General features: G+C 35.8%; 31 protein-coding genes and 2 rRNA genes. 13 read left to right on the top strand and 20 right to left on the bottom strand.

The features are described from left to right. Position 1: 1 nt before the first annotated feature. Genes C6990_RS02515 through C6990_RS02505 form a run of 3 tightly spaced genes read right to left on the bottom strand, consistent with a single transcriptional unit; the run spans position 2 to position 2,232 of the window. On the bottom strand, positions 2–1,336 hold the full coding sequence (locus tag C6990_RS02515) for a phytoene desaturase family protein (protein WP_182128177.1): 1,335 nt from the start codon (positions 1,334–1,336) through the stop codon (positions 2–4). A 54-nt stretch (positions 1,337–1,390) separates the two neighbouring features. Beyond that, positions 1,391–1,831 carry an SRPBCC family protein gene (locus C6990_RS02510; protein ID WP_182128176.1) on the bottom strand — a complete coding sequence of 147 codons (441 nt, stop codon included), beginning with the start codon at positions 1,829–1,831 and terminating at the stop codon, positions 1,391–1,393. A gap of 11 nt (positions 1,832–1,842) precedes the next feature. After that, the gene (locus C6990_RS02505) at positions 1,843–2,232 is read right to left on the bottom strand and encodes a hypothetical protein (protein WP_255465130.1); all 390 of its coding nucleotides are present in this window, start codon (positions 2,230–2,232) and stop codon (positions 1,843–1,845) included. Between the two features lie 124 nt (positions 2,233–2,356). Between C6990_RS02505 and C6990_RS02500 the strand changes: the two genes are divergently transcribed. Together C6990_RS02500 and C6990_RS02495 are read left to right on the top strand one after the other, a co-directional pair. Further along, positions 2,357–2,542: a hypothetical protein gene (locus C6990_RS02500; protein WP_182128175.1), complete on the top strand. Its 186-nt coding sequence runs from the start codon at positions 2,357–2,359 to the stop codon at positions 2,540–2,542. Next, a complete protein-coding gene (locus C6990_RS02495; protein WP_182128174.1) occupies positions 2,535–2,720 on the top strand; it encodes a hypothetical protein in 186 nt (61 codons plus the stop codon). Before C6990_RS02500 ends, C6990_RS02495 begins: the two co-directional genes overlap by 8 nt. Here C6990_RS02495 and C6990_RS02490 read toward each other — a convergent pair. From C6990_RS02490 to C6990_RS02480, 3 genes are read right to left on the bottom strand one after another with little or no spacing between them, the layout of a single operon-like run. After that, entirely contained in the window at positions 2,717–3,931 is a 1,215-nt protein-coding gene (locus tag C6990_RS02490) for a redox-regulated ATPase YchF (protein WP_182128173.1), read from the bottom strand. The genes C6990_RS02495 and C6990_RS02490 overlap by 4 nt on opposite strands. Before the next feature lie 34 nt (positions 3,932–3,965). Beyond that, positions 3,966–4,331: a hypothetical protein gene (locus C6990_RS02485; protein ID WP_182129049.1), complete on the bottom strand. Its 366-nt coding sequence runs from the start codon at positions 4,329–4,331 to the stop codon at positions 3,966–3,968. Then, positions 4,328–4,741, bottom strand: coding sequence for a CoA-binding protein (locus C6990_RS02480; RefSeq protein WP_182128172.1), 414 nt, complete (start codon positions 4,739–4,741; stop codon positions 4,328–4,330). The genes C6990_RS02485 and C6990_RS02480 overlap by 4 nt, the downstream gene beginning before the upstream one ends. Positions 4,742–4,825: 84 nt before the next feature. Between C6990_RS02480 and C6990_RS02475 the strand changes: the two genes are divergently transcribed. Then, positions 4,826–5,344: a hypothetical protein gene (locus C6990_RS02475; protein ID WP_182128171.1), complete on the top strand. Its 519-nt coding sequence runs from the start codon at positions 4,826–4,828 to the stop codon at positions 5,342–5,344. Positions 5,345–5,380: 36 nt separating this feature from the next. Then, a complete protein-coding gene (locus C6990_RS02470) occupies positions 5,381–6,388 on the top strand; it encodes a biotin--[acetyl-CoA-carboxylase] ligase (RefSeq protein WP_182128170.1) in 1,008 nt (335 codons plus the stop codon). A 2-nt stretch (positions 6,389–6,390) separates the two neighbouring features. Here the strand turns inward: C6990_RS02470 and C6990_RS02465 are convergent, their stop codons facing one another. Further along, entirely contained in the window at positions 6,391–6,753 is a 363-nt protein-coding gene (locus C6990_RS02465) for a hypothetical protein (RefSeq protein WP_182128169.1), read from the bottom strand. A gap of 115 nt (positions 6,754–6,868) precedes the next feature. Between C6990_RS02465 and C6990_RS02460 the strand changes: the two genes are divergently transcribed. The 3 genes from C6990_RS02460 (at position 6,869) to C6990_RS02450 (ending at position 9,626) form a co-directional block, all read left to right on the top strand. Beyond that, positions 6,869–8,305, top strand: a complete 1,437-nt coding sequence (locus C6990_RS02460; RefSeq protein WP_182128168.1) for a M57 family metalloprotease — start codon at positions 6,869–6,871, stop codon at positions 8,303–8,305. Between the two features lie 120 nt (positions 8,306–8,425). Continuing rightward, positions 8,426–9,337 (top strand): transcription initiation factor IIB, encoded by a 912-nt coding sequence (locus C6990_RS02455; protein ID WP_182128167.1) that lies wholly within the window; start codon positions 8,426–8,428, stop codon positions 9,335–9,337. 1 nt (position 9,338) lies between these two features. Further along, positions 9,339–9,626, top strand: coding sequence for a hypothetical protein (locus C6990_RS02450; RefSeq protein WP_182128166.1), 288 nt, complete (start codon positions 9,339–9,341; stop codon positions 9,624–9,626). Here C6990_RS02450 and C6990_RS02445 read toward each other — a convergent pair. Together C6990_RS02445 and C6990_RS02440 are read right to left on the bottom strand one after the other, a co-directional pair. Beyond that, complete coding sequence (locus C6990_RS02445) at positions 9,623–10,033, bottom strand: phosphoribosyltransferase (RefSeq protein WP_182128165.1); 411 nt, start codon at positions 10,031–10,033, stop codon at positions 9,623–9,625. The genes C6990_RS02450 and C6990_RS02445 overlap by 4 nt on opposite strands. Before the next feature lie 36 nt (positions 10,034–10,069). Continuing rightward, positions 10,070–10,462, bottom strand: a complete 393-nt coding sequence (locus C6990_RS02440; protein ID WP_182128164.1) for a DUF6659 family protein — start codon at positions 10,460–10,462, stop codon at positions 10,070–10,072. Positions 10,463–10,506: 44 nt separating this feature from the next. Here C6990_RS02440 and C6990_RS02435 point away from each other — a divergent pair, with 44 nt between their 5' ends. Next, positions 10,507–11,115, top strand: coding sequence for a poly(R)-hydroxyalkanoic acid synthase subunit PhaE (locus tag C6990_RS02435; protein WP_182128163.1), 609 nt, complete (start codon positions 10,507–10,509; stop codon positions 11,113–11,115). Further along, the gene (gene phaC / locus C6990_RS02430) at positions 11,105–12,169 is read left to right on the top strand and encodes a class III poly(R)-hydroxyalkanoic acid synthase subunit PhaC (protein ID WP_182128162.1); all 1,065 of its coding nucleotides are present in this window, start codon (positions 11,105–11,107) and stop codon (positions 12,167–12,169) included. The genes C6990_RS02435 and phaC overlap by 11 nt, the downstream gene beginning before the upstream one ends. A gap of 27 nt (positions 12,170–12,196) precedes the next feature. Here phaC and C6990_RS02425 read toward each other — a convergent pair whose 3' ends face one another. The 6 genes from C6990_RS02425 to C6990_RS02400 all read right to left on the bottom strand — a co-directional run bounded on the left by C6990_RS02425 (position 12,197) and on the right by C6990_RS02400 (position 15,939). Beyond that, the gene (locus C6990_RS02425) at positions 12,197–12,622 is read right to left on the bottom strand and encodes a hypothetical protein (protein ID WP_182128161.1); all 426 of its coding nucleotides are present in this window, start codon (positions 12,620–12,622) and stop codon (positions 12,197–12,199) included. Next, the gene (locus tag C6990_RS02420) at positions 12,619–13,044 is read right to left on the bottom strand and encodes an AbrB/MazE/SpoVT family DNA-binding domain-containing protein (RefSeq protein WP_182128160.1); all 426 of its coding nucleotides are present in this window, start codon (positions 13,042–13,044) and stop codon (positions 12,619–12,621) included. The genes C6990_RS02425 and C6990_RS02420 overlap by 4 nt, the downstream gene beginning before the upstream one ends. A gap of 34 nt (positions 13,045–13,078) precedes the next feature. After that, complete coding sequence (locus tag C6990_RS02415) at positions 13,079–13,870, bottom strand: alpha/beta fold hydrolase (RefSeq protein WP_182128159.1); 792 nt, start codon at positions 13,868–13,870, stop codon at positions 13,079–13,081. Positions 13,871–13,966: 96 nt separating this feature from the next. Then, positions 13,967–14,422: a peptide-methionine (S)-S-oxide reductase MsrA gene (gene msrA, locus C6990_RS02410; protein WP_182128158.1), complete on the bottom strand. Its 456-nt coding sequence runs from the start codon at positions 14,420–14,422 to the stop codon at positions 13,967–13,969. A 39-nt stretch (positions 14,423–14,461) separates the two neighbouring features. Next, complete coding sequence (locus tag C6990_RS02405; RefSeq protein WP_255465229.1) at positions 14,462–15,475, bottom strand: hypothetical protein; 1,014 nt, start codon at positions 15,473–15,475, stop codon at positions 14,462–14,464. 86 nt (positions 15,476–15,561) lie between these two features. Then, positions 15,562–15,939, bottom strand: coding sequence for a DUF6659 family protein (locus tag C6990_RS02400; RefSeq protein ID WP_182128156.1), 378 nt, complete (start codon positions 15,937–15,939; stop codon positions 15,562–15,564). A gap of 144 nt (positions 15,940–16,083) precedes the next feature. Here C6990_RS02400 and C6990_RS02395 point away from each other — a divergent pair, with 144 nt between their 5' ends. Then, complete coding sequence (locus C6990_RS02395) at positions 16,084–17,157, top strand: hypothetical protein (protein ID WP_255465228.1); 1,074 nt, start codon at positions 16,084–16,086, stop codon at positions 17,155–17,157. Here the strand turns inward: C6990_RS02395 and C6990_RS02390 are convergent, their stop codons facing one another. Then, positions 17,158–17,991, bottom strand: coding sequence for a class I SAM-dependent methyltransferase (locus tag C6990_RS02390; protein ID WP_182128155.1), 834 nt, complete (start codon positions 17,989–17,991; stop codon positions 17,158–17,160). A 41-nt stretch (positions 17,992–18,032) separates the two neighbouring features. Next, positions 18,033–18,164, bottom strand: coding sequence for a hypothetical protein (locus C6990_RS10945; protein WP_255465127.1), 132 nt, complete (start codon positions 18,162–18,164; stop codon positions 18,033–18,035). Positions 18,165–18,261: 97 nt separating this feature from the next. Here C6990_RS10945 and C6990_RS02385 point away from each other — a divergent pair, with 97 nt between their 5' ends. Continuing rightward, positions 18,262–18,747, top strand: a complete 486-nt coding sequence (locus C6990_RS02385) for an RDD family protein (RefSeq protein ID WP_182128154.1) — start codon at positions 18,262–18,264, stop codon at positions 18,745–18,747. Between the two features lie 167 nt (positions 18,748–18,914). Here the strand turns inward: C6990_RS02385 and C6990_RS02380 are convergent, their stop codons facing one another. Next, positions 18,915–19,991, bottom strand: a complete 1,077-nt coding sequence (locus tag C6990_RS02380; protein ID WP_182128153.1) for a two-component system sensor histidine kinase NtrB — start codon at positions 19,989–19,991, stop codon at positions 18,915–18,917. Between the two features lie 346 nt (positions 19,992–20,337). Here C6990_RS02380 and C6990_RS10940 point away from each other — a divergent pair, with 346 nt between their 5' ends. Together C6990_RS10940 and C6990_RS02375 are read left to right on the top strand one after the other, a co-directional pair. Next, the gene (locus tag C6990_RS10940) at positions 20,338–20,463 is read left to right on the top strand and encodes a hypothetical protein (RefSeq protein ID WP_255465126.1); all 126 of its coding nucleotides are present in this window, start codon (positions 20,338–20,340) and stop codon (positions 20,461–20,463) included. 35 nt (positions 20,464–20,498) lie between these two features. After that, the gene (locus C6990_RS02375; protein ID WP_182128152.1) at positions 20,499–20,696 is read left to right on the top strand and encodes a hypothetical protein; all 198 of its coding nucleotides are present in this window, start codon (positions 20,499–20,501) and stop codon (positions 20,694–20,696) included. 451 nt (positions 20,697–21,147) lie between these two features. On the opposite strand, the gene C6990_RS02370 is transcribed toward C6990_RS02375, so the two are convergent. Then, positions 21,148–24,137: ribosomal RNA gene (locus C6990_RS02370) — 23S ribosomal RNA — on the bottom strand. Positions 24,138–24,284: 147 nt separating this feature from the next. Next, positions 24,285–25,755 (bottom strand): 16S ribosomal RNA (locus tag C6990_RS02365). The 16S and 23S rRNA genes sit together here, the layout of an rRNA operon. Positions 25,756–26,091: the final 336 nt, after the last annotated feature.

Genomic DNA, 26,091 nt, shown 5'->3' with positions numbered 1-26,091 from the left:
TTCAAGATTTTAAGAAGGATTGGATTTTAGGAGTGCATAAAATCGAGCTATGAGCTGCTGAATCTGTTCCTATCCCATAACTAATTGTAGAATCTCCAACAAAAAATAAGCCTTCAATACCAGGAATTTCATGAGGCATTTTAGACTTCCAAACCATTCCAGGCTCCTTTACAACTGACTCTACAAGCTTCCAAGCCATGGGCCTTTCCCAAAGCAAGGATGAATTGAATTCAGGATAAATCGATGAAATTTCATCTTTCATTTTTTCAACGATTTCTTTAATTTTTACAGAGTCATCAGCTACAGATGGATCAACAGGCGTTCCAGCAATTATCAAGTGTTCTCCTTTAGGAGAAACAGATGGGGCGATATTTGAAATAAAGAAAATGCCTTTTGTGGTATAACTATTCCCTACTGGAAAAACAACTTGACGAGAATCAATTTTAGAGTTTAGTGCAAAATGAACTTCTACCACGGCAGTTTTTTTATCCAAACGATTTATTTTTTCAGCAAATTTTCTGTCAATTATATTTTCATCAAATAATTGCTTTAGTGCCATGTATGCAGGATAAGAGACTACAACACAATCAGATTTAAAAAAAGTCCCATCATTTTCTATAATTCCTATAACTTTAGAATTTTCTATGACAATTTTTTTTACAGAATGATTTGTTTCAATGGTGCCCTTGTTCTCAATTATGTAATCACCTAAAACTCTTGAAATAGAATCATAGCCCCCTTCATCAGGGTATGCAAATTCACTTGTACCCCCTTTAAACGGATTTGCTCGGATTATAGTTCTTGCAAATTCACCCAATGAAATATGGTCAGCAGTATCTGCAAATGCCAGCATGCAAACTGCCTCAAAAAAGGCATTTGTGTCAGGATCAAGATTTTTTGTAATATCAATTAATGATTTATCATCCCACTCCTCTGTTTTTTCAATAGATGAGAATGCCATAGGAAGTAAAAGCTTGAGCAATCTTATTCTACTCTTTAATGGAATTAATGAAAGTTGTAGAAGGTCAATCATTCCTTTTGGATATTTATGAAATCCAGAATCAGAATGAAATGCAATGTCATTGACTTTTGCAAGCTTTAATCTATGTTCTATTCCAATTTCTTTTAATACACTAAAAATAGCAGATTTTTTGTAAAACGGCATTATATGAAATCCATTATCAAGAATATAATTACGATATTTCATGGAGGCTGTTCTACCACCAAGTTTGGATGATTTTTCTAAAATTCTAACGATATTGCCTTGTTTTGACAGCAGGGCTCCAGTCGTTAGCCCTCCAACACCGGCACCAATAATCACTGCTGTTTTAGTCATAACTTGTTATTGGTAATTCACTATTTATGCAAGTGCCAACAAAATAGCATAGTGCTAATTTTGATATGAGGTAAGAGAACTATCATACTTTTCAACAGCAACAATGAATTTATCCATGGTAGCACTTATTTTGTTTTTAAGAAATCCCTCTAAAAAACCAAACAAGCGGTAAAACCCACTAAGAATTAATTTTACCTCTATAGAGACTATAGTTCCATTTCCAGACTGAACATAGGTTTCAGTAAAGACAGTTCCTTTAGTAGGCCCATTTAAAATATGGATCTCATGTACATTTGGTTTTACAACAACATGCTTTGTTTTAATTTTTAAAGGAATTCCTAAAAAATTTATTTTTTCAATTACAATCTTACCATAATCATTTTCCTTTATCACTTCAAGTGATTTGAAATTTTCTGGCATAATATTATGAAAGTTTTCTACGTCAGTACTTAATTGAAAAAGTCTGTTTTGTGGTAAATAGGAACAACGCTCCATAGTAAAAGTACTCAATTTTTAATCACCACGTCCAGGTAGTCAGAGAGATTTGTTTTTGTTACTTCAAATTCAGGGTAATGACTCATGATTTGTTTTGCAAGTAATGCCATCGAAGTTTTAACACCATCAGTTTTTTCAGGATCAGTGTTTGGGTAAAGCCTAATCGTTGTTTTTGATTTACGTGTTGAAATCTCTATTAAAAACTGCTGATGAATATCAGAAATAACAACCGTAGGTAATAGTGCAGTTAATTTTTCCTTATCAACAAAAATATTTGTAATTTTAATCAAAAAGGGTTCTTTCTGAAATACTTCTGTAAACTTTTTTGAAAAATCATCAAGATCAATTCGTTCACCAAATACAATATGGGGCATCCTAATAATTCTGGGAGTTTGTGACATATATATGAAAAATAAAAAAGCGTATAGTGCTAAATTAAACAGTTTCTTTAAGCCACTCAGGCATGAATTAGCACTAGTTGAGAAATTTTCTTGATTTTATATAATTTAAAGTCATAATAAAATTATGGGGATTGAAATACTTCAAAAAGTTAACGAAAAAGAATTTTTGCAAATAGTCAATCATGAAATTAAAATTTGCATTATTTGCGGATATGACAAAATTGAATCTTTTGAGCATGGTATGTCTTGCGAGGAATGCGGAGCATCGTTTGGTAGAAGAAAGTACAAAGGAGGTGAAATGAATGGGTAGGACGTGTAGAGGAATATGTACAATGCATAGAGCAGAAGCAGTTCCAAATAAGATCAGATACGATGTAGGTCAAAAAAGATGTACATTTTGTGGTATATTTTTGTCAAGTGATGACACTAGATGTATTTGCTGTAGAGCAGTGCTAAGGACAAAACCAAGAAGTAAGAAACGAGACTAGGTATTTTTTCCTGCACTAACTAGAGACACCACATCTCTATCTCTTAATTGATAGTCAATTGGCAACCTAAGGTTATACCTCAAGTCTTTGCCATATAGAAGTCCCTTGGTCAAATCAGTATGGATTTCTTTTGCAAGATCATTTATTGTTGCTCCATCTTTTAAGAGAATTAAATCAGGTAAGATTCGTCCTTTTTTATCAGTTAGATTCATCTCATCAGCTACTGGGTAAATTGAGTTCATTTTGAGGAGTTTGAATACAGCTACATTAATTGCAAATTGAACGCCAGTTCTCATGTATTCACCCATTATTCCCTTTTTGATAAAATTGAGGGCGTTGATTTGTTTCTCATTTAGATCTTCAGATTTTATTATTTCAAATTGCTCAGAGCCAGGAGAATATTTTATCAATCCTTTTTGCTCTGCTCGTCTTAGACTAAATTCACTGTCTCCACTTACTGGGATGACTATTGAATCATTATAGCGCTCTCTGAGCCTTGCAAAATTTTTGTCTGCACCATCGACATCAACTTTGTTTGCAACTATCAATGTAGGTTTTGAAATTTTTCTTAGATATGATGCAAATTTCTTGCTATCAACCATATCAAAATCATCAAAGTCTTTTTCTGACAATCCTGTTGATACAAATGTCTCTTTAACATGATTTTTGTTTACGCCAATTCCACGATACAAATCAGTGATAGCATCAAAAACATCAGTTCCTGTACGGATTAGTTTGGACACTTTCTCTCTGTTTCCTTCCAAAATTTTATGATACCACATGATCAATTCCTCCTCAATGTCTGCAAAATCAGATATCGGATCACCAGTTCCAACCTCAGTGATTTTTCCAGTAGGATCAACTCCACCAGATGCATCGACAACGTGAAGTAGTGCATCAGACTGGGCGGCAATTGACAAGAATTGGTTTCCCAATCCCTTCCCTTTCCATGCATCCTTGATTAGTCCTGGCAAATCTATCAATTCTATCGGAATATATCGCCAGCCATCAAGACATTTCGAATTATTTGGATTATCTTGAATTTTAAATTCTGGGTGGACACATAATGTAATTGCGTGTGCAATTCCAGATACTGGTGCCTTGGTAGTAAACGGATAAGATGAAATTTCTTCAGATGATAATGTAGCAGAATTAAAGAATGTGGTTTTCCCAGTATTGGTTTTACCAATTAGACCGAGTTTGATTGGCATGGAATGATTTTCAGTCCAGAATATTTATCTCTGCCTAGGAATGAGGGATTTTTTTGCTTTTGATTTTTTCAAGTGTTTGCTCTAGTTCTTTTAGTGCCCAATCTATATCAGATAAATCATTTCCAGATAGAGTGTCTTTCCATTTCTCCAATACGCTATTTGCAATTTCAGATGAATTGTAGAGCATATTCCAATAGGGATGATGCTCAGCTGTGGCATATGCCAATTCAGTGACATCATTTAGACCATTTTTTGCTCTTGCAATAGATGTGATATTTTCACCAAAAATTTTGATAATGTTATTTTCTAGATCTTTTTCAATCTTCAAAGGGATGTTTTGCTTTTCATATTTTTTTGCCAAATCAAGTAATTCATGATAGAAATTTTCAAACGTCATTATTTCATCAATCTCTGATGTTCTGCCAGCATGCATCTATTGAAGACTACAGTAATTCCTTCTTTTCTGGCCAGTTCTTCAGCTTCAGAATTGTGTATTCCTTCCTGGAGCCAAATTACTTTGGGTTTTTTCTTTATTGCATCATGGATTACGGATAAAACTTGCTCTGATGGTCTGAAGATGTCAATAATTTCAACATCTTCTTCAATTTCTGAAATAGAAGCATAGCATTTTTTTCCCAGAATTTTATTAGTTGTAAGATTTACAGGTTTTATATCATATCCATTATCAGAAAGGTATTTTGGTACATAATGTGCTGCTTTGGAAGAGTTTTTAGACATTCCAATAACTGCAACTTTACGCATTGAAAGAATATCACGTATTTGATCATCAGTGTGTATGTCTTGCTCCATGAAAGTAAAAGATAGTTGAGGAATATAATTTTTGAAATTTTACTAAAACAAAGAATTTTTTACCCAGAAAAAACTAAAAATCGTATGGAAGAGGAGCCAAAAGACGTCATAGTTTTAGGTGCAATTAAGCACGGAATTAACAAATTTGAAAAAATTCAAAAAACAACTCAGATTGAAGCCGAAGAATTGAACAAAATTTTAGAACAATTAGAAAAAAGAGGATTAATTGAGGTTGTAGAGAAAAAAGGATGGCTAGGAAAGAAAATAGAAATGAATGTCACAGAAAAAGGATCTAAAGAAGTAGATGAGAGAGTGCACGAATTACAAACTAGATGGAATCAAATGTCACAAATTTACAAAACGGGAGATAAGGAAAAAATGAAACAATCTATGGAAGATAACAAGTCATTCTTACCAATGATGATGTTCTTTGGAGTAATGGATATGATGATGTTTAGTATGATGTTTAGTATGATGGGAATGGCAATGTCAGATTATGTACCCGCAGAAAGTATGCCAGAAGGAGGAGATGCCGCAATGGATGATGGCAGTATGGACGGAGGTATGGATGATGGCGGATTTGATATAGATATCGGATTCTAGTTCATATTTTATACCCGGGCTTAAAACATAACATGGTTGATTTACAATTCATTTGACAGTCCAGGATTAGTTAAAGTTCTAACATTTTTGCAGACACATAACACCGAATATTTGTCAGGTCAAGATTTGAGTGATGTTCTAAGAATTAGCAGAGTCGCAATATGGAAGCATATTAAAAAAATTCAGGAGTTAGGATATACTGTTGAGTCAAAACAAAAGTTAGGTTACAAGCTTACATCAAACTCTGATGCTCTTCTACCTTGGGAGATAACATCGGGGTTGAAAACAAAAAAAATTGGGAAGAAGGCATATTATTTTGATTCAATTGATTCTACTCAAAATCAAGCACTAAAAATGTCTGAAGATACTTCAAATGATGGTACCATAATAATTGCAGCAAAGCAGACAGGTGGAAAGGGAAGATTGGGAAGAAAATGGATTTCACCTAAAGGAGGCATATGGTTTTCAATAATACTTCATCCAAAGTTTGATATTTCAATTACCACGTTATTTCCAATTGCATCATCACTTGCACTATCATATGCAATAGAAAAAACATTCAAAATTAAACCAGAGTTGAAATGGCCCAATGATGTTACAATAAAAGGAAAAAAAGTTGCAGGAATGCTAGTTGACGTATCACTAGAGTCAAACAAGATTGAAAGTTTGGTTTTAGGGGTAGGAATAAATTTTGATGTAGATGTCAAACAGATTGAAAAAAATCTCAAAGATACACCTAATTTTTATGGAGTTACATCACTTGGGGAGCAAAAGATGAAAATAAAGCCAAAAATTTTGGTTCAGACATTTTTACTAGAGTTAGAAAAAATCTACGAGTTATTAAATAGAAAACAAACAAAAAGTATTATTTCAAACTGGTCAAAAAGATCTTCAACAATTGGAAAAAAAGTAGAACTCAATACAATAGAGGGCAAGATAAAAGGTGATGCAGTTAAAATTGATGATGATGGAGCTTTAATCTTGTCAGAGAAAAATAAAACAAGCAAAATAATTGCAGGCGATATAATTCATTTATCAAAATAAGATTATTTTTTAGTACTTTTAGGCTTGGTGGCTTTCTTTTTTTTAGATTTAATCATAGAGGGTTTCTTTTTAGATTCAAGCATAGAAGATTGTGTTTTAAGAATCTCTTTTAGATCTTTTTGTATCTCAAAAACAGAAGAAAGCATTTCCTCTAATTCTCCAGAATAATTCTCATATGCAGAGATCAATTCCGTTTTCTTATCATTTGCTTGTGATAAAAATTCGTTTGAGCGCAACAAGTTTGCAGAAGTAATCATTTCTGGGATATCAGAAGGCAAATCTCCTAATTGATTCAAATCATGTCTGATTTCTTGTATTTTTTTTCGTAAATCATAAATTATTTCACCTGCTCCAACTTTTGCCAATACAAAAGACGTGTTAATGAATAAATTAAAGATTTTCTAATAGCGATAATTATCCTATACAAAATAGCTTGGAACTTAGTATAAAATAGAAATAGATTATATCTAAAACAACAATATGGAAAAAGGCATAATGCAAAATATTCGTATTCTAGTCATATTTTTGATTAGTTCATTTATTTTTACAACACCTGCTTTTGCGCAAACAGAGAAGGAAGCAGAGCAAATGTTTAATCAAGCTACAGACCTGTTTGTAAAGGGAAATTATAAGCAGGCAATTACAATTTATGATGAAATTTTAGAGATTGCACCAAACAATATTTCAACTCTGAAGATGAAGGGGATAGCACAAAGTAATCTAGAAGATCATACAAATTCACTAAAGCAATTTTTCAAAGTATTACAATATTCTCCAAATGATGCTTTAGCATTAACTGGTATGGGAGTGGGATTTGGAAATCTTGGTGAATATCAAGAATCAATTACATATATTCAGAGAGCATATGATGAAAAACCTAACAGTGTAGTGATTAATAATTATAAAGAATTTATTGAAAAAGTTATTTCAAAATACCCATACACACCAACAGAAAAGCCAAAAGGGTTAGAAAAAGAATTCATCACATCAATTCCTGAATGGGTAAAACCAATAGCCAAATGGTGGTCTGAAGGAAATATTGAGGATGCAGAGTTTGCCTCAGCATTACTATACCTTATTGATAATAAAATAATCCAAATTCCACCTGTAGAGACACAAAATATCTCAAATGAGATCCCAATATGGATTAAAAATAATGCCGGATGGTGGGCAGATGGAGAAATTGACGACGACTCCTTTGTGTCAGGAATTCAATACATGATTGAGCAGGGAATTCTTACTGTAAATCTTAAAGACACAAATAAAAAATCACAAGACGAGATAGATCACGAGTTTTACTTGTTTGGAAAGTATCTACGGGACATTTCAAACAACATTGCTAAAGAAAAAAGATACATTGAATTTCCCAATCCAAGCCAGGATGTCATAAAGAAATTCCTTAGGGATTACGTCAAATGGAATTTTGAGGCAGAGGTGTCAAAGGCATCCAGCAATTTCCCAGATCCAACATATGAGATAGTCGATGGAACATACAATATTTTATACAAAGTATTCATCAATGAGCAACCAATAGGACTTCCATTAGATCATATAAATACATTACAAAACTCATTAGCATTTTGGGAGAAGCAAGAGTTGAATACAAATGATCAAAAAGCCAAAATAAAATTTGAAATAACAAATCAAAAACATGAAGCAAATGTATGGGTGACATGGGTTGTTAGAGATATCGGAGAGGGAGTTTTAGGTCACGCACATCTGGGAAAGGGAGTAGTTGAAGTAACATTGGGAGATTACAATTGTGATGGAAGTTTTCAATTGTACGATGTTAAAAGTGTCGAGACAATCATGACACACGAATTAGGACATTCAATAGGCTTGAAACATGTGGAAGATCAAATGAACATAATGTACCCATCATACACGCCATCATATGCTTATTGTCTATTGAGTTAATTTCAAAAATTCGATCATGTTCTAATTATTGAGAACAAGTATTAGCTTAACCTACACACAATTAACCTGCAGAAATTAGGTAAAATGGATAATAAGGTAATTAGTCAATAACTGATTATTATGCTTAAAAACACAATGATTTCGGGCCCAAAATGCCCATCATGTGGAAATCAGAAAATTGTTACTGATCAAGACACAGGGGAATTATTTTGTGGAAAATGTGGTTTTGTAGTTACTGATAAAGTCGCAGACACTGGTGCTGAATGGCGTTCTTTTTCAAATGATGAGACAAATCGTACAAGAGTTGGAGCTGGAACATCATTAACGATGCACGACATGGGATTATCAACAGTGATTGGAGCTGCTAACAAGGACTCTACTGGAAAACCACTATCTGCAAGTGTAAAAAGTTCAATTGAAAGATTAAGAACATGGGACAGTAGGACACAAGCACATTCATCAGCAGATAGAAATCTAAGACAAGCGCTTAATGAAATGGACAAGTTAAAGGATAAACTTGCATTAACTGATGCAGTGGTAGAGAAAGCAGCTTACATTTACAGAAAAGCCATGGAGAGGAAACTAGTTAGAGGCAGATCAATTCAAGGATTGGTTGCAGCTTGCCTGTATGCATCATGTAGAAACACAGAAACACCTAGAACATTAGATGATATTGCAAAAGGAATCAACATTAGAAGAAAAGATGTGGCAAGATGCTACAGATTAATTTTCAGAGAGCTCGAATTAAAAATGCCAGTAGTGGATCCAGTCAAGGGAGTTTCAAGAATTGCAAGCATTGCAGAGTTGAGTGAAAAAAGTAAGCGAAAGGCAATTGAGATTTTAAATCAAGCAAAAACACTGGGCATTGTGGCAGGAAAAGACCCAATGGGTATTGCCGCAGCAGCATTGTATCTTGCATGTATTAGCACAGGAGAAATAAAATCTCAAAAAGATATTTCAATTGCATCTGGAGTAACAGAGGTCACGATACGAAACAGATGTGCAGGATTAAGAAAAATGCTAAATGATTAAAATGTTAGAAAGTAAATGGTCTGAGTGGCAAGATAACAATCAAGAGAGTATTTTAGAAATTCCTGAAAAACCTGGCGTGTATATGATGCATGAATCCATGATAATATTGTTCATTGGAGGCTCCCAAAACATGAAAAAATCAATTATTGATTCATTAGAGAAGAAATGTGTTTCAAATTCAACTAGAATTAGATTTAGGGAAGAAACAAATTTTGACGAAGTAAAAAAAGAGTTAATTTCAGAGTATAAGAAAAGACATGAGGGAAACATACCTCATTGTATGAGTTAATGCGTATCTCTTTTAAATTCTAATTTATCCCATGGAAAAACAACATATGCGGAATTTTTTGTTTTTGTAGCATAAATTAATTGTTCAGGGTATTTTTTGCCACGTCTTGCAAATAATGTAACAAAGACCAATTTTGATGGTTCATCAATCATTGAAATAATTTTGTTAAATGTTTCACCTGTATCATAAATATCATCAACAAATAAAGAATCTGAAGATATCTTTTTTTTATCAACTAGAATTTTCTCAATTCCAAGATGATCAGCAAGTAAACGTGAAGGAATCAATCCACCTCTACTAACAGTGGATATACTTGTAAAGGTCCGAGGTAATTTTGAAATAGTTTTTGAAAGTGTTTTAACCATTGACTCTATCTCATCCCAATCAACATTCTGACTTGTTACCATATTTTTTAATTCCATAGAGAGTGTTTTGTAGCTTTTTTAGAATGTTTTTGTGGGGGATTTTTTCAAAGGCTCAATTATTTTTAGGACTTTAAAGGGTAATTTTCCAAAATCTAATTCTTTTTCAGATGACACAAGTAATACGTCATCATTATTTAATGGGAAACTCATTACAATAACCTTATCTCTATAAGACATTGAAAAATGAACTTTACCAAATTCATGATCAAATTCACGCCTCATCCTAACACGTAGGGCTAATTCCATGAACATCATCTCATCTTGTTTTTGAGCTTCAAGTGAAAGCAGTCCTTTTTTCATCCCACCAGCTGCTAGATGGCCTCGGCTGTTGATTATTCTTGCAGAGCGCATTTTGGGATCAAGTTTAATGATTTTTTGACAGATTTTTTCTAGTTCTTCTGCATTCTCCATTAGTCTAACTTTACAAGCGATCTATTTATTGCGAGCTGTGATAAATGATATCTGTGCAGCCAGAGCAAACTAAAGAAAAAGTAGAGCCATCAAAAGAAATGTCAGATCAATTCAAGCATCTATCATTATTTTGGACAGATATTATGCATCTAATGGCTAGTAAGCCTCAAGCACTCACATCAATTGGGCCTATGCGTGCATTTGCTGCAAACTCTAAGAAAATTTCAACGGAATTAATAGAGATTAATGAAGATTTAATGGAATTTAACAAATACCTCACACAATACTACAAACAGCTTTCAGAAGCTTGGGGGATTGCCCAAAAGAAAGTAAATCTAAAAGCACCTGAAGTACCTCAGGATGTAGAGCAGATAGAGGCATTCAAACGAATATGGATTGACATTTTTGATAACGATTTTACGGAATTATTTGATTCTGAAAATTTTGGAGATAATTATGGAAAACTGGTATCAAAAGAACTTGAATTGACAAAACACTGGAATAACATAGCAAATGTAATTTTACAATCAGTAAATCTTCCAAGTAAAGAAGAGATAGATGAAGTTTACAAAGAGATGCATTCATTAAAAAAAAGAGTAGGAAAGTTAGAATTAGAATTAAAGAAAAAGGAGATGAAGGAAAATGCAAAGTGAATCAAAAGTAGATCCAAAGATCATTGAAGAGATTTTAAAATTTAGTAAAAATGTAATTAATGCTCCAAAATTAGTTTCAGCACCTGACGAGATTGTTTTGGAAGTAACTCCACACGACACTGTACAAAAGATGGATAAAACCAGACTAATACACTATAGACCTCTTACTGAAAAACAACACAAAACGCCACTACTAATTTCATATGCATTGATAAACCGATATCATATTCTAGATATTCAACCAGAAAAAAGTTGGGTGAGAAATTTACTACAACAAGGATTTGATGTATACATGTTAGATTGGGGAACACCCACAAGCATGGATAAGTATCTTGATTTTGATGATTATGTCAATGGTTATTTGGATTCTTATGTCGAATATATCAAAAATGAATCTTCAAATGAAAAAATTTCACTGCAAGGGTATTGTACTGGTGCAACTATCGCGACAGCTTACTCATCTTTACATCCCGAAAGTGTAAAAAATTACATTGCAACTGCACCCGTAATTGACGGATGGAGAGACACTACAGTGATAAGCAATCTTGCAAAACACATGGATGTGGATAAAATGGTGGAAATCATCGGAAACATGCCTCCTGAATTCATGTATTACTGCTTTTCAGTGCTAAAACCATTTGAGCAAGGAATCGAAAAATATGTTAAATTCTTCAAAAATATAGACAATAAAAAATTTGTAGATAATTTCCTAAGAGTAGAAAAATGGTTAGGAGATACACCTCCAATCCCAGGAGAATTATTCAAACAATGGATAAAAGACATCTATCAAGATAATCTATTGATTCAAAATAAAATGTACATAGAGGGGCAAAAAATTGATTTAAAGAAAATAGACATGCCAGTATTTACGCAGGTGGCAGTAGGGGATCACCTGGTATCACCTGAATGCAGTATGCCTTTGCATTATGCTATTGGAAGTGAAGACAAAACATTGAGAATGTATCCTACAGGACATGTTGGAATGATTGCAAGTTCACTATCACAAAAGAAAGTGTTGCCTGAGCTGGGACAATGGTTAGCTGAAAGATCATAAAAAAGAAAAAGAATAAAAAAATTCTTTCTAATTATTTTTTGTAGTGAATACAGAAATCCAAGATTGTAGTATGTTTCTGTTTAGGTCAGCAAATGACTTTGCATTATCGTTGAATGTTTTGATGTTTTGTTGTGTTGCATCGATAGTTGCAAGTGCTACTTGATTTTGAATTGAAGTTGCTTTTACAATTTCTTCTGTTGTATCATTCATTACTTTTAGTGTAGTTGCAGGAATATTTGCTGCAATACCGGATTTCTTTGCATATTCTTTTTGTAATGTAATAGTTGAATCTACAACATTTTCATATGCTTGTAGGAATTCCTGTTGTACGTTAGTAATTGATTGATGATACTGAGGTACTGATTGCTTAATACCATTGAAGATTTTGTCAATATTTTCTTGATATGTAGAAAATAGATCTTTTGGATTACTGGTTGTTTCGTTTTTACTCATTGTTTCACCTCCTTAGTTTTTGATTTTTTTGCAATTGGTAGGATGATAACTTGAACCAAGTCACCGTCACTCAAGCCAAGTGCATTACGTTCAGCTTCAGGGATTGAGATTCTGCCATTACTGCTAATGGTAGTTTTGTATGCACCCCAATTCATGAAGGATGGAAGCATTTGTCCGATGTTAAACATGGTATCCATGCTTTTGTTTTGCATAGATGTTACATTTTCCATAATATTGGATTGAGTTTTTCGAGTACTGTCAGAAACTCCTTTGAGTGTTTCTAAGGGATCAAATGTTTTGCCAGGTTGATTTGTCATCAAGGCACCAAAATTTTTCATAAATTCTGCTTGAGCTTGACCACTTTTTTTGATCCAAGATTTGAACATTTCACTAGGATCATATAGGTTTTGATTACCATTCATAGGTAATCATAGGGAATAGATGTATTTAAATGATCTAAGAATTAGTTAAAAACTCCAAAGATTTACTTGAAAAAGACTTTGGATCCTGTACATAGGGAGTATGCCCACATCCTTCCATGGTGTAAAGTTGGCAGCCAGGGATTTTAGAGATAAAAATTTCAGCGTTTTCAATTGGAATGACGGGATCATCAGCACCCCAAATAATTAAAGTTGGAACAACTATTGATTCTAATTTTGACGAACCTAGCTTTGAGTTTTTTAATCCTAAGATGGTAGACATGAATGCAAGTTTTGCATTAGGCAATTTCATTCGCTCTACAAAACCATGAACAATCTCTTCAGGAACTTCTTCCCCAGAGCCTTCCATTAACTCAAATGCTTTTTTTGCGTTTACTTCATTAGGATATAAAGCGGCCATAATGTATGCATCAAGGGCAGGAGTAGAATGCTCCATTACTCCAGCAGGAGAGGTTAGAATTAATTTTTCAACTTTTTCCGGATGAGATAAAGTGAATTCAGCACATACTTGTCCCCCCAAAGAAGATCCAATTACACTAGCATTCTTAGTATTTGTCAAAGAGAAAAATTTACTTAAAAAATCTGAAAAGTACTCAGGAGTATAATCTACCAGAGGTTTGTCACTATATCCAAACCCAATAAGATCGGGAACCAATACTCTATAGTGTTTTGCAAAAATAGGAATTACCTTATCCCATCTTTCAGCTGATGCACCTAAACCATGTACAAGCACTAGCGTTTTTTGAGAATTGCCTGATTCAAGATACCGTATTTTATTTTCGTCTATTTGAAGAAATTTTTCTTCCACTGTTTTTGCTCAATTAAATGACTAGATAAATTTAATGAAAACAGCGATCAGTAAAATTATCGGTATGAATATTCCAATAGTTATTGTAAAATAATTTTAAGAGAATCCGTGTTTCTTGAAATACTTTTGATGGTATTCCTCAGCTTTGTAAAAAGTGGGAGCAGGGACTATCTCAGTCACTATAGGATCATCAAACTTGCCTGATTTTTCAAGATCTTGTTTTGATTTTTCTGCAATTTTTTTTTGTTCTTCATCATGAATAAAAATTGCAGAGCGGTATTGATTTCCAACGTCTGGTCCTTGACGGTTCAAGGTTGTAGGATTGTGATTATTCCAAAATACATCAAGAAGTTCTTTATATGATATTTCATCAGGATCATATTCTACCTCTACAGCTTCTGCATGGCCAGTTTTATCAGCACATACTTCTTCATAAGTTGGATTTGGGAGTTTGCCTCCAATGTAGCCTACTTTAGTCGATTTAACACCTTTAGTTTTATTCAATAAATCCTCAACATGCCAAAAGCACCCTGCGCCAAATGTTGCTTTCATAAAATTATTTATCCAGTATAGAATTAAAACCATTCTGAATTATTCAATTAAAATTATATCTTTTTCAATAAGAAATTTTATAGAATTGATGAATTCTTGTTGAGAGATTAAATCATTAGACCACCAGTGGGAAGTATTCCGAAACCAAGATGGGACATCATCTATGCTTGAATCAATAGAATCAACGTTAGGAATAACAATAATTTTGTTTTGTATCATAAAATCCAATCCAGACATAAATTCAGAATCAGAAATATCACCTGTTGCCCAATTTTTTGCATATGTTTTTATCCACTCAGGAATGTCTGTAGAAAATCCCAAGACATCATAAATTGTTTTACCCGGGAATTGTGAATCAAACCATGATTGGTATTGTGGCTCTGTGTAATATCTGTCGATGTAGTATTGGGGGGATTTTTCAAATGAAGGGAAGTTGTTAATTTGAGTAGTAGGATATCCTACAACATCTTCAATAGAATATAATGGAAATTGTGAATCAAACCATGATTGGTATTGTGGCTCTGTGTAATATCTGTCGATGTAGTATTGGGGGGATTTTTCAAATGAAGGGAATCCAAAAATTCTCATTTTAGGATTTTCTGTGAAAGATATTTCAGATTCAGTCTCAATAATTAATTGCGGTGTTTCTGTTTTAGTTTTTTCTGGTAATGCAGGTGAAGGTTGTGGATTACCAGATTCAGAGTTCTCGGATTCTGAATTAGGGTTTATTTCTTTATAATCAATTGATTTTTCAAGGTTTCCAACATAAGAGATTTTGATAGTGTATTTTCCATCTTCATTCCAAGTTGGGCCTCCAGCATGAAGAGTTTTAGAAAAAGTACCATCATTTTTGGGAATTGCACTATCAATATGGGCCAAGCCACTACCACTAGGGGTAATGATTTGAATGATTATTGATGGAATTGCAGAATCATATGCAACACTACCAGTAATTTTGATGGAGTCTCCAAGATGATATAGTGATTTATCGGTTGTAAAGTCAGTTACTTCAGCAAAAGATGAATTTAAGTTAAAAGGAATAAAAAGTAACATCAAAAAAAGTATGAAAAAATAATTCATGTTTGAATGCTAATTTGATCAGATATAATTAAACAATTCTACAAAAAGTTCTGTGAAAGTTAAGTCACATCCGTGAATATTTCTACAACTTTTTTTGCCAAAGTTTCAATATTTGCAGTAGGCTCTGCAGATATCAACAATAGGATTTGTGTGATAGGGAATGGAAAACTTACCAAAACTGCCTTGTCTCGTCTTGCTGCAAGGTAATTAATTGGTCCCAAACTCTCATCATATTCTTTTCTTATAGACGCTTTAGACACAAATTCAAGAAAAGACTGTAATCTAGTTTCATCTCCTTCATGAGGTACAAGACCCTCCTTGAAACCACCAGCTATTAGCTGACCATCTTTATCAACAATTCCTGCAAAACGTATTTCTTCTTCACGGAGTAGTTCATTGCACTTTTCACCATATAATTTCAAAGCATTATCAGACATACATGAAGTTAATATATCAAAAATAAAAACCTAGTCAATTTCAAGATCAAAGTTATGTTGAAATTCCAAATTGGTCTTCATGTTTAAGAATTTTTTACATGGAATTAATAAGCAAAAACAAGATATGATTCATTATTGAAAACGGTGGTTTTTGGGATTTTTGTAATTGCCATAATAGCTAGTTTTAATGCTCAAAGCGCTTTTGCACATAGCCCAGATTTTGAAATTAGTACCACAGAAGATATCCTAAAATTTTGTGAGTTTTTTTATGAAGAATTCCAATTACTTGGAATATACGATTTAACGTTGCAGCACCCACAATTTCCAAATTTAAGGGCATGTGCAATTTTGTATAATCATGTTGCTTGGAATAGCACCCACGAAGCAAGAGATATTGTGTTAATTAATGAGATAGAGAAATACTTGGGGGATTCTAGCTACATAAAGGAAAGGCACATTGTAATTCCAGACATTATTCCCGAATGGGCAAAAAGAGAAGCAAAATTATGGATAAATGATGAAAATCAAGATGCAGGGTTTGCTTATGTCGTTAGAACAATGCTAGAATCAGGAATTTTAAAATTGAATTTTATTGAAAAGAATTGCGAAGAAAACAAAATATGCTTCAAAGAAGGGGAATACATCAAGTATTCTCATTTTGATAAATTTGGCAATATTTCAACAATAAAGCATACGGTAGAATCTTTTGATGATGATGAGATTGTTTTGAAGCAAGAAAAAATCTCCAAAGAGGGGAAAATAGAGGAGGAGATAATTTTAGATAAGAGCGGACTTGTAAAATCAAAAGATTGTTGCGAATATTATGAATTTTTAATACCCGTTCCAAAAAGTTTAGGAGAGGGTATCTCAGAAAAAATAAAAATTGTAAGTGAGACAACATTTACTTTTGATGATGATTATAAACAATCTTGGTTTGCAACAGATATCACAGGTCAAAATACTAAAATCATTGATAAAAAAACTGGACTAGTATTCCAATATGAGCATCATGAGACAAAGGTATTATCAGTAGGAGAGAAAACAAAAATTACAGATACCAATTTTTTTGATACAAAATATGATATGAAAAAACACGACATAGTAATTCCAGAATGGTGGAAAATAACAACAATGTGGTTGTTAAATGAAAGAATTTCAGAATCAGAATATTTACGTGCAATGGAAAATTTGATTTCCAGAAATATAATCAAAGTGTAACTAAAGTCTGCATTTCAATAAGACATAGTCAATAATTTTTTCTTCAGATGTTTTTTTCATTTTCAAAAGAGATTTGAAAAGAATTTTTTCGACATATGGAGAATATTTTGTTAAAATTAATTTTTTTAGATATTCTCTATTTTTAACGTAATAATCTGTAAGTGGCGGATAAACATTTGACCCAATAAATTCTTCTTCAGAGATTGTAAAACCTGCAGCATTTAGTAGATGTTTCAAGTAATCCAGCGTATAGTGTTCAGATGACCAAGTAAATTTTAAAACACCCAACTTTCCAAAAGAGGATTTTTCTGTGGTTATCGGAATTGCAATTACTAGTAATCCAGATTTTATCAATATTCTTTTTGATTCCAAAATAAAATCATTTAATGGTTTGAAATGTTGGGCAGACTCTAATGCCAATACACGATCCACACTTTCATTTGCTATTGGCAGTTTGATAGAAGTTGCGTTTAAAAATTCAATATTTTTTTGAATTCCAGAAAAACCGAGTTGTTTGAAATTAATATTTACATCATACAAATCAATATTTGGGAAATTATCTCGCCACAGTTTTGAAGGGGCAGACAATCCACTTCCAACATCAACCACACGTTTTGCAGAAGATAATTCTGCTAGATCTGCAAATATCATGCACAAATTATTTTGAGCTGAAATAGGATCAGTGTGTTTTGATGACCAATAGCCAAAATTTAGCATGGACCCACCTGTTGAAATCTGCATAACAGGTGATAATGTGCTGTAAAGATTCACAACATCTTTTTCATTTCTACGAAATGTCCACAGTAATAATTGGAGAGGGTTAATCGATACCAAAAATAATTTCAAATTTATTTAAAAATGAGGGATATTAATTTCTAGGGCAGTCCTTCTGAATCCTCAGCACAATGCTTATGGACCCAATTCTCATCTTTATTTTTTGAGATCTCTTTTCCAGGTTGGATTTCATCCCCACAGGAAATACAAGATGTTGCAAATTTTGCTTTCATACTAATACATCAGAATTAGCAAATAAATTATCTGTGTTTGAATAACTATTAGCTAAAGATTAACACATTTTATTAATTTGAAATTAAAAGACATCTCATGGAACCTACAAATTCAGACATCCCATCTAAGATAATTTTAGCAAAGTGGACAGATAGATTCTTTGCATGGCTTATTGATTTTATCATAATTTCAATGATATCAACTGCAATAATTTTTGCATCATTTGGTTCATTAGATTATGAATTTGAAAATAATTCATTCTGGATGGAGAATATACAGTACATTCCAACTAGTGTTTTATTTTTCATTTATTGGACTGTGTTAGAATACAAAACAGGTCAAACAGTTGGAAAGAAGATCATGAATTTGAAAATAGTACACGTTAACGGAAAAAAACCAAGTTTGAAAGGAATCATGATTAGCAGTTTTGGGAAGGCATTTCTTTTACCAATTGATGTGATTTTGGGATGGTTATTAACAAACGAAAAACGCCAAAGGATTTTCAATAAGCTAAGCGACACAGTGATTGTAAAAACTAAAGATGCAGATAATGTTTCAAATATGAAATACTTGAAAGACTAAATTTTGTCAGATTTTCTTGAATAGTTACTTTGAAGAATTAACCAACAGATCTATTAGCAAGTTTAGATCAATTTTGCATGATGTCTGAGAATCAAAAAGAATGGTGGATTGGATTACCTAATGAACTTCAAAACGACATAGAATTAGAAGAGTAAACCAGTAGGAAATCAAGCAGGTAGTTTGATGGTAAAAGTTGTAGGATTGTTATTTACAGATATGCTTCCCCCGTGTTGCTCAATAATGCTTTTACAAATTACTAATCCCAGACCAGTTCCAGTATTTTTAGTGGTAAACATTGGCTCAAAGATTTTCTCCAAGTTTTCATCAGGAATTCCAGGGCCAGAATCTTTTACTTGTATTATTACATTTTTTGAATCAGAGGAAAGGGTGATTTCGATCTCTCCTTGTCCATCCAAAGCATGAACAGCGTTGCTAATCAGATTTGACATCACTCCTTCAATTTTTCTACGATCACAATTCAAAACTACATCGTTCTGAGGCTGTTTTATCACAATTCCGTAAGAAGAACGAACATTATTCAAAGATAGTCTCAATATGCTCAAAAATGATGCTTTTTTCTTATTGATTTCACTAGTCCTTGCAAAATCCAACACATCATCAATAATTCGATGCATATCAAAAATAGAGTTTTGAAGTCGAATCCATTTTTCTTTATCTTTTGAATCTAATTTTGAAAGAATTTCAGGAGTTAGCATGTCAGCATAAGTATGCAGTATAGTCAAAGGGTTTTTCAAATCATGAGCTATTCTGCTAGCCATAGTTCCAATTGTTGCAAGTCGTTCATTCTTTACAATATCAGAACTCTTCAGTGCAACTTTAGCTGCTAGTGATAAATTTTGTTGGATAAGTTGTTCTTCAACTTGTAAAAGTTTTTCATACATCTGTTTTTCTTTTGTAATATCGGTTCTAATCACAACATAATATTTTATGCTTTTTTCAGAATCTTTAACTGGAATGATTGTAGTTTTAACCCAATAAAATGTTCCATCTTTTGCACGATTTTTTATTTCACCAACCCAGATTTTATCTGAAGATATTGTTTTCCACAGATCAATATAAAATTCTGGATCATGTTCATCAGATTTTAGAATCCTATGATTTTGTCCCAATAATTCTTCTTCAGGATATTTTGAGAGATCACAGAATTTTTTATTTGCATATACAATAGTCCCCTGAGCATCAGTTACTGTAGCAATAGAGTGTTCGGTAAGTATTTCTTCCAAATCGGATAAATTCAAATTCAGACTTTTGAGTGATGAGATAAGCCCCATAATGATTTAATTTTATCATTTGATATAATACAAGCGCTAGTGTGTAATTTTCGATAACACAGTAAACAATCGTATCTTTCAGGTATGAATCACATTCCAAAGGTCATTTGAGGGAAATTAAGATGTTGACGGGCTAATATGCATGCCATGTTTTATCATTTATTCAAAAAACAGTTCATTACACCCCATTCTGAAAATGATTCATTTGGTCATGTAAATTTTGTATTTTTTGATGAAATTAGATCTCTTATTCAAACTCCAACCATAAGCTTAAGTTCATACTTATTTCAAGAAAGTTATGAGTGAAAAGAAGTTTTATACTTGTAAAAATTGTGGAACGGAATTTCTATCAACAGAAGTAAGACTCTATTGTAAAGTTTGTAAATCAAATTTAGACAAATCAGGAAATCTACCTAAACTTTAGTAAAATCCTTAAGTTGTTTAAAATATAGAAAAATTGTGAATTGTTTTGTTTGTGGGAAAAAGAAAGAAGATTATGAAGTTTGGACTAACAAGATTGTCATAGGTGCAACTTACAATTCAGATTTTCAAAATAACGAGATCATATGTAATTTATTAGATAAATCAGTTATCTGTCATGTTTGTATCAAAGTAATAGAGAAGCAAGTTGAAAAAGAAAGAAACAATCACGTCTAGATCATTTGTTGAAGATACAAAGATTATTTTTAAGATAATTTAACAGTGCAAACTAATGGGTAGAAAAATTAATTGTGAATGCACCCAATGTAACTGTAAAAAGATATTTGAAATTATTGAAACTGAAGAATTGATTAACCTAATTCAACATGGACGATTAAACTCTGATCAAATTTCATTCTTAAAGACAAGAGTGGGAAGTAAAATTTGCAAGCAATGCTTTATTGACAATCATCACAAAAATTGAAGTTCTTTATTTCATCAAATAAGTAGATAAAATATTGCCAGGATTTTTTTGTCGTGTATAGTATTCACTAAGAGATTTTAAATCACAAAAAAATGCATAGCATTAGCTAGAGTGATTAAAAATATAATCATCGTACAAGTCGTGTATATTTTTCCACTTGATGAATGAAAATGATTCATCGCGCATAGTCTCTATGTAAGTGGCTGAACCGATGTGTTGGTCTATTAGTAAAGGCTGGCTCACCACTCGCCGAAGCTTGTGATCTACACCACCTTCCTATCAACGCAGTATTCTGCTGCCGACCTTCATCTTACGAAAGAATAACTTGTCTCGGGATAGGATTCGTGCTTAGATGCTTTCAGCACTTAGCCTAAATGGCTTAGCTGCCCGGCCTGCCTTATCAGACAACCGGTAAACCAGTGGCCACGCTGCTCTGTTCCTCTCGTACTGAGAGCAACTTCCCCTCAGTTATTCGCGCTTCCATCAGGCAGAGACCGACCTGTCTCACGACGGTCTAAACCCAGCTCATGTTCCCTTTTAATAGGCGAGCAGCCTCACCCTTGGCCCCTGCTGCAGGACCAGGATAGGAAAAGCCGACATCGAGGTACCAAACCGCGGGGTCGATAGGAGCTCTCGCCCGCGACGAGCCTGTTATCCCTGGGGTAATTTTTCTGTCACCTCCGGGCCCCAATAGTGGGCACACGAAGGATCGCTAAGCCAGACTTTCGTCTATGAATTCCGTGCGTTTGGAAATCCATTCAGTCGAGTTTTTGGCTTTGCCCTCTTCAACGGATTTCTGCCCCGTTTGAACTCAACTTTGGGCCCCTTTGATATCTTTTCAAAGGGGTGCCGCCCCAGCCGAACTGCCCACCTGCACGTGTCTCCGGTCTTCACTGGATAAGTGGTACTGCAAAAAGAGTCTGGTGTTACATCGTTGCTTCTTAACATCCCGGGGAATGTTAAGCATGGCTCCCAGATACCCTGTGCAATTCTTACTATACCACAAGCACAAGCTGCAGTAAAACTCCACGGGGTCTTCTCTCCCCGATGGAAGTTGATGGACTGTTCGTCCACCTTATGTGGCTTCACCGGGTTGTAGGCGGGGACAGTGGGGCTCTCGTTGTTCCATTCATGCGCGTCGGAACTTACCCGACAAGGCATTTGGCTACCTTAAGAGAGTCAGAGTTACTCCCGGCGTTAACCGGCCCTTAGCTCGGTTGAACCCAAGTTTTAGGTACCGGCACCGGCCAGGATTCAGCGACTATACAAATCCTTTCGGACTAGCAGTCGCCTGTGTTTTTATTAAACAGTCGAAACCCCCTTGTCATTGCAACCTGCGATCCCCATTCCTCATGAAGACCGCAGGCATCCCTTATACCTAAGCTACAGGACTAATTTGCCGAATTCCCTCGCCATACGGTATACCCGTAGCACCTTAGCTTTCTAAGCCAGCGCACCTGTGTCGGTTCTGGGTACGAACTTACATTTTGCTAACTACACAGTCTTTCATGGTCTCCTGGATTCGAGAAAACTTCGCTAACGCGAAGCCATTCCTACCTCGGACTGGTTCTCGTCATTACGACACTCCCCAATCCTTGAATAGTTAGATACAACGATGATTGTACAATCCCTATCCGAAAGCGAACCATATAGCTCAAACGCTCCATGTAAGGTACTAGAATATTAACTAGTTTCCCATTCGATTTACTCTTTTGAGGCAAACCTTAGGATCGACTACCTCCAGGCTGATAACGCATTGCCTGGAAACCCTTACGCTTGCGGTGGTATAGATTCTCACTATACTATGCTGTTACTGCCGCCAAGATCTGCAATAGAAACCGGTCCACAGGACGTTACCGCCCTGCTTCGACCCAATCACTACGCCAACCTACCACGAATCATCCACTGATGATTATCTAAAGTATCGGTACTTTGCTTTAGCCCCGTCCGTTTTTGAGGCATCCCCCCTCGGCAGGTAAGTTGTTACACACTTTTTAAAGGATAGCTGCTTCTGAGCTTACCTCCCTGCTGTCTTGGCGAGAATACGCTCTTTAGCTTGACACTTAGCAAAGATTTGGGGACCTTAACTTCAGTCTGGGTTAAACCCCTTTCGGTCATGAGCCTTACGCCACATGAACCCGTGTCCTTGCTTCTACGATGTATATCCGTTCGGAGTTTGAATGAGAGGTGAGGGATTTCTCCCCCGCGCCTCTCTATCAGTGCTCTACCGGAAACACTATCTCCACAAAGCACGCCCTGCGAGACGCTTCGGTTGGAACTAGCGAGCGCCAGTCTAGATTGGTTTTTGACCCCTATTCCCAAGTCACAACAACGATTTGCACGTCAGAACGTCTTAAGACCTCCAGCGGGCTTTCGCCCGCCTTCATCTAGCTCAGGAATAGATCGACTGGCTTCTAGCCTAGCCGCTATGACTCAACGCACTTTCACACGCTTCTCCTCACAATGCTGCGAGAACTCGGTTTCCCTTCGCCTCCACCTTTACAGGTTTAAGCTTGCCATAACGGTTAGCTCCTTGGCCCGTGTTTCGAGACGGAACGCGTAACACTGATGATTTGAACATCAAATCTTCAACTCTATTGCTAGAATCTCTAATCTGAAAAAATCACCTTCCATGCCACGCACGTCTGTAAGTAATAGGTTTCATGCACTTTTCGCCCCCCTTCCGGGGTACTTTTCAGCTTTCCCTCACGGTACTAGTCCACTATCGGTCTTGAGAGATATTTAGCCTCGGATGCTACTTTCACCCATATTCATTGCCCACTACCAAGGACAACTACTCGGGTATGAATAGGACTCTTCCCACTTCGCCTAAGGGGGTATCACCCTCTATGCCAGAACTTTTCAGATCATTTCAGCTGTGTTCCAAGTTTCCATATTATCATACCAAAACACCACATCTCCCGAAGGATTCAGTTTGGGCTCTTTCCTTTTCGATCGCCTCTACTTGGGAAATCTCAATTGATTTCTTTTCCACGTGGTACTAAGATGCTTCAATTCCCACGGTTCGACTTCCAATACTAGTGTACTGGAATACACAAATGTGTAAGATTCTCATTCGGACATCTCGGGATCATAGGATGCGTGCGCCTACCCCGAGCTTATCGCAGCTTGCCACGTCCTTCATCTCTCCTCAAGCCTAGCAATCCACCTATTACCGTCTTTACACCGGCAAATTCAGCCACATATTACACGACTATGCACGACGATCATTGCATGCCTCCTGGCAGAGACCTGCTACATCCTTCATACACCACTTTCGTGATGCATTGCATCGATGATTTGATGTGAAGATTAGTGCATCCGTACACTTTCCATGTCTAAGGAGGTGATCCGACCGCAGGTTCCCCTACGGTCACCTTGTTACGACTTTTCCCTTGTCACGAACCTCAAGTTCGATAACGCCAATCAGACGTCACCTCGCTAAAAGCTCACTTCAATGAAACGACGGGCGGTGTGTGCAAGGAGCAGGGACGTATTCACCGCGCGATAATGACACGCAGTTACTAGGGATTCCATATTCGTGAGGGCGAGTTGCAGCCCTCAGTCATAACTGTGGTAATGTTTGGGGATTACCTCCTCCTTTCGGATTTGGAACCCATTGTCATTACCATTGCAGCCCGCGTGTGGCCCCAGAGTTTCGGGGCATACTGACCTGCCGTGGCCCCTTCCTTCCTCCGCATTAACTGCGGCGGTCCCGCTAATTCGCCCCACTACTCCTGAGAGTAATGGTGGCAACTAGAGGCAGGGATCTCGCTCGTTACCTGACTTAACAGGACATCTCACGGCACGAGCTGGCGACGGCCATGCACCACCTCTCAGCTTGTCTGGTAAAGTCTTCAGCTTGACCTTCATTCTGCTGTCTCTCCGGGTAAGATTTCTGGCGTTGACTCCAATTGAACCGCAGGCTTCACCCCTTGTGGTGCTCCCCCGCCAATTCCTTTAAGTTTCATACTTGCGTACGTACTTCCCAGGCGGCAAACTTAACGGCTTCCCTGCAGCACTGCATTGGCCACAAGCCAATGCATCACTGAGTTTGCATAGTTTACAGCTGGGACTACCCGGGTATCTAATCCGGTTTGCTCCCCCAGCTTTCATCCCTCACCGTCGGACGTGTTCTGGTAGACCGCCTTCGCCACAGGTGGTCATCAATAGATCAAAGGATTTTACCCCTTCCTACCGAGTACCGTCTACCTCTCCCACTCCCTAGCTCTGCAGTATTCCCGGCAGCCTATACGTTGAGCGTATAGATTTAACCGAAAACTTACAGAGCCGGCTACGGATGCTTTAGGCCCAATAATCATCCTGACCACTTGAGGTGCTGGTTTTACCGCGGCGGCTGACACCAGAACTTGCCCACCCCTTATTCAACAGTGTTTCTAGGACTGTCAAAAGGTTCCTTTAGCAGAAACCACTCGGATTAACCTTGTCGTGCTTTCGCACATTGCAAAGTTTTCTCGCCTGCTGCGCCCCATAGGGCCTGGGTCCGTGTCTCAGTACCCATCTCCGGGCCACTCCTCTCAGAGCCCGTACCTGTAATAGTCTTGGTGGGCCATTACCTCACCAACAAACTGATAGGCCGCAGTCCCATCCTACGGCGATAAATCATTTGGAACATAAACCATTCCAGGCATAATGTTCTATCGGGCATTATTCTCAGTTTCCCGAGGTTATTCCCGTCCATAGGGTAGGTTGACTACGCGTTACTGAGCCGTCTGCCTTGTATTGCTACAATGACTCGCATGGCTTAGTATCAATCCGATAGCAGTCAGGTCCGGCAGGATCAACCGGATTCTGAATATTTTGTATTTTGATTATTGAAGTACATTTGTACTTTAATTGGAATTGACGGATGCACATAATCTTCACATCTCAGATATTGATCTTTCAATCAAATCCTCATTCTTGTATGCGTAACTGGAGGCCCATGAATCACAAAATGGCATATTGCCAAACTTCATCACAAGCGCCGCCTATTGCGTTACGTATGCAGAAGGTGAAGTATGGAGAATCCATATAAACCATACGTGAATTTGTGCCTGATCGGGGCTATTTTTTGTAAAAATTACAACTTTTAATTTTTACCCCCCCCCCTTAAACACATCCTAGTCGTAAAATTGAACCATTTAT

It is taken from the genome of Nitrosopumilus sp. b3, assembly GCF_014078525.1.
Taxonomy (GTDB): Archaea; Thermoproteota; Nitrososphaeria; order Nitrososphaerales; family Nitrosopumilaceae; genus Nitrosopumilus.
The sequence above is the reverse complement of the archived record's forward strand: the minus strand, read 5'-3'. Positions and strand labels throughout refer to the sequence as shown.